Genomic DNA, 2,766 nt, shown 5'->3' on the forward strand with positions numbered 1-2,766 from the left:
CCGGACCTGGATGCATTGCGCTCGGCGTGCCTCACGGCGATCAATGCAACAGCAGAGGACGCCGACGCCGGACGCATACCAGTGCGCGACGCCCACCAAAGACTCAGCTTCCTCGTGCGGGAGTTTGCCGGGTCAGCCACCGGGCTGCCGGTCACGTCCATGACGCTGGAGGAGCTCCGCGAACAAGGACTTGCTGGTCTCGCGGAAGGAATCGCAGGTATATACCCCAACGAATTCGCCAGGGTGCCCGTCCACCCCGTGCAGCACTCGGCGGAGGCTGCAAGGCAGGTGGTGATCGGGTGGAACTGAGCTACTGGTGGATGCTTCCCCTTGCCGCCGCAGCGGTGGCTTTCAGCGCCTGGCTGTACCGTCGTCGTCGTTCTCCCAGCACCCGGCCCATTGCACACGGTGCCCGCCTGACGGACCTTCCGGAATATCAGCACGCACTCCGCAGGCACAAGCTGCGGCTGGCCTGTGCTGTGGTCCTAGGCGCTGTTTTCCTCGCCGCCACAGCCACCGCCGCCGCAAGGCCCGTCATGCGCACCACGGAGGAGCCGGAAATCCGGAACAGGGACATTGTGCTTTGCCTGGACGTCTCTGGATCCATGACCAGCACCGACGCCGCCATCGCCGCGGTATTCGAAGACCTCGCCAAGGAATTCGACGGCGAAAGAATCGGCATGGTCATCTTCGACAGCAGCAGCGTGCAGCTCTTTCCGCTCACGGATGATTACGACTACGCCGCCGAACAGTTGGCCGAAGCCAGGGAAGCCCTGGACAGCGGGGCAGGATCCTTCTTCGACGGCACGTGGAACGGTGCGGGTTCCTCGCTGATCGGGGACGGCCTGGCATCCTGCGTGCAGAGCTTCCCCGATGACACGGCAGCTTCAGGGCCCCAGCGCTCACGCTCAGTGGTGCTGGCCACTGACAACTTCCTCTCCGGGGAACCGATCTTCAGCCTGGAAGAAGCAGCAACATTGGCCGCCGCAAAAAACGTGAAGGTCTACGCACTGAACCCCAGCGACATGGACTACGGCAACCAACCCGGCGAGCCGGGCTCCCAACTCAGGGCTGCCGCTGAGCGTACAGGGGGTGCGTACTTCACTGTGGACAGCTCTGAGGCTGTGCAAGGCATTGTGGGGAAAGTGCAGGAATCAGAGGCAACAAGCTACCGGGCAGCACCCCGGGCGGTGGTAACAGATGCTCCCGCCTGGCCGCTTGGGATCGCCCTGGTTGCCGGAACGGGCATGCTGGTGCTCGGTTGGCGGCTGGAACCATGACCTTCGCCCCCATCCTTCCGTGGCCCCTGCTGGTGCTGGCGCTCGCAGTCGTGGTGATACTCACCGCGCTGCAGTGGGAACCTTGGAAACTGTGGACACCAGGGCCTCCGGCGCGCAACCAACCACGGCCGAACCTGCGGCCCGCAGTGATGCGGTCCGCCGCCGTCGTGCTTCTGCTCCTTGCCATGCTCCGGCCGGGCTGGCCCGGTGGGCAGGCCAACACCGCCGCCGCGGAGATGGACGTGTTCTTTGTGGTGGACACCAGCACCAGCATGGCCGCCGAAGATTACAACGGTTCCGCCACCCGTCTGACGGGCGCCCAAAGCGACGTCATGGCGATAGCCAAGGAGCTCGCCGGTGCCAAATTCTCACTCATCACCTTCGACAACAAGGCCACCGTCCGCATGCCCCTCACCCGTGACACCACAGCCCTGCAGACGGCCATGACCACGCTCCAACCCCAAATCTCCCGCTACGCCAAAGGCAGCAGCGTCACCGGTGCAGCACAGCTGCTCGAAGACAGGCTCGCTGCAGCCAAGGAGCAACATCCGGGGCGACCCGCGCTGGTCTTCTACGCCGGCGACGGCGAAAACACCAGCGCCGAACGCCCGGCAACCATGAACGCCGAAAACGTCGCCGGGGGAGCAGTCCTCGGCTACGGCACCAGCCAAGGCGGGCGGATGAAGGAAAGCCCGGAACCTGACGCCGGCTACCTCAAGGACCGAAGCCACGACACCGCACAAGACGCCGTTTCGCGCATCGACGAAGAGCAGCTCCGCGCCATCGCCAGCCAGCTCAACGTCCCGTACGTACACCGAACAGGCACAGAGCCTCCAACAGCGATGTTCAGCAAAGCCAAGCCAGGTGCCCTCACCATCAGCGATGCAGACACGCCCGGACGCATTGAGCTCTACTGGCTGCTCGCCCTGGCCGCCTTCCTGCTGGCACTGCACGAGCCCCTGCGCCACCTCGCCGCGCTCCTGAACCTCCGGCCTACATCGAAGGAACGCAGCCCGTGAACCAGAACCTACGACGACGGCGCCGGCTTGCGCTATGGTCCGCACCACCGGCCCTTTTGGCGCTCGCAGTGTCCGCGAAGCTGTTGAGCGTCGGCTTCCTTGGCGGTGCAGCGGCGGAGTCGTATGCCGCCGGTCAGGGCAGTGATGTAGAAAGAGCGGCAACGTGGCTTGGCCTTGCAAACATTGTGGAGCCGCATAAGGCCTTGTTCGCTTCAGGGGGCGCCCAGGTGTTGGCCGGTGACTTTGCCGCTGCCCGGGCTGATTTTGAGGCTGCGTTGCGCGCGGGGCCGGGCGATGACGAATGCAAGGTCCGGGTCAACCTGGTGCTCAGCATCGAGAAATTGGGAGACGCCGCCGGCGAGGGCGATGCTGCGGCCCGCCTGTTTGCCGAAGGGCTTGCTGCCGCGGAGGCGTCACCGCCACAGTGCCGCGCTGTTGGTCCCGCCAATGCCGCCGGTGAGGGTGCC

General features: G+C 65.2%; 3 protein-coding genes and 1 pseudogene. All 4 read left to right on the plus strand.

Annotated elements, in window-relative coordinates:
* Positions 1-309, plus strand: a pseudogene (locus HP499_RS23150) (hypothetical protein); the annotation flags it as partial.
* Positions 300-1,280, plus strand: coding sequence for a VWA domain-containing protein (locus HP499_RS23155; RefSeq protein ID WP_172326408.1), 981 nt, complete (start codon positions 300-302; stop codon positions 1,278-1,280). The pseudogene HP499_RS23150 and the gene HP499_RS23155, both read left to right, overlap by 10 nt.
* Positions 1,277-2,299: a VWA domain-containing protein gene (locus tag HP499_RS23160; RefSeq protein ID WP_172326409.1), complete on the plus strand. Its 1,023-nt coding sequence runs from the start codon at positions 1,277-1,279 to the stop codon at positions 2,297-2,299. Before HP499_RS23155 ends, HP499_RS23160 begins: the two co-directional genes overlap by 4 nt.
* A partial coding sequence (locus tag HP499_RS23165; RefSeq protein WP_172326410.1) for a hypothetical protein occupies positions 2,296-2,766 on the plus strand: 471 nt, incomplete at its 3' end. The genes HP499_RS23160 and HP499_RS23165, both read left to right, overlap by 4 nt.

It is taken from the genome of Paenarthrobacter sp. CM16 (genome assembly GCF_013179505.1).
In the GTDB taxonomy this organism is placed as follows: domain Bacteria; phylum Actinomycetota; class Actinomycetes; order Actinomycetales; family Micrococcaceae; genus Arthrobacter.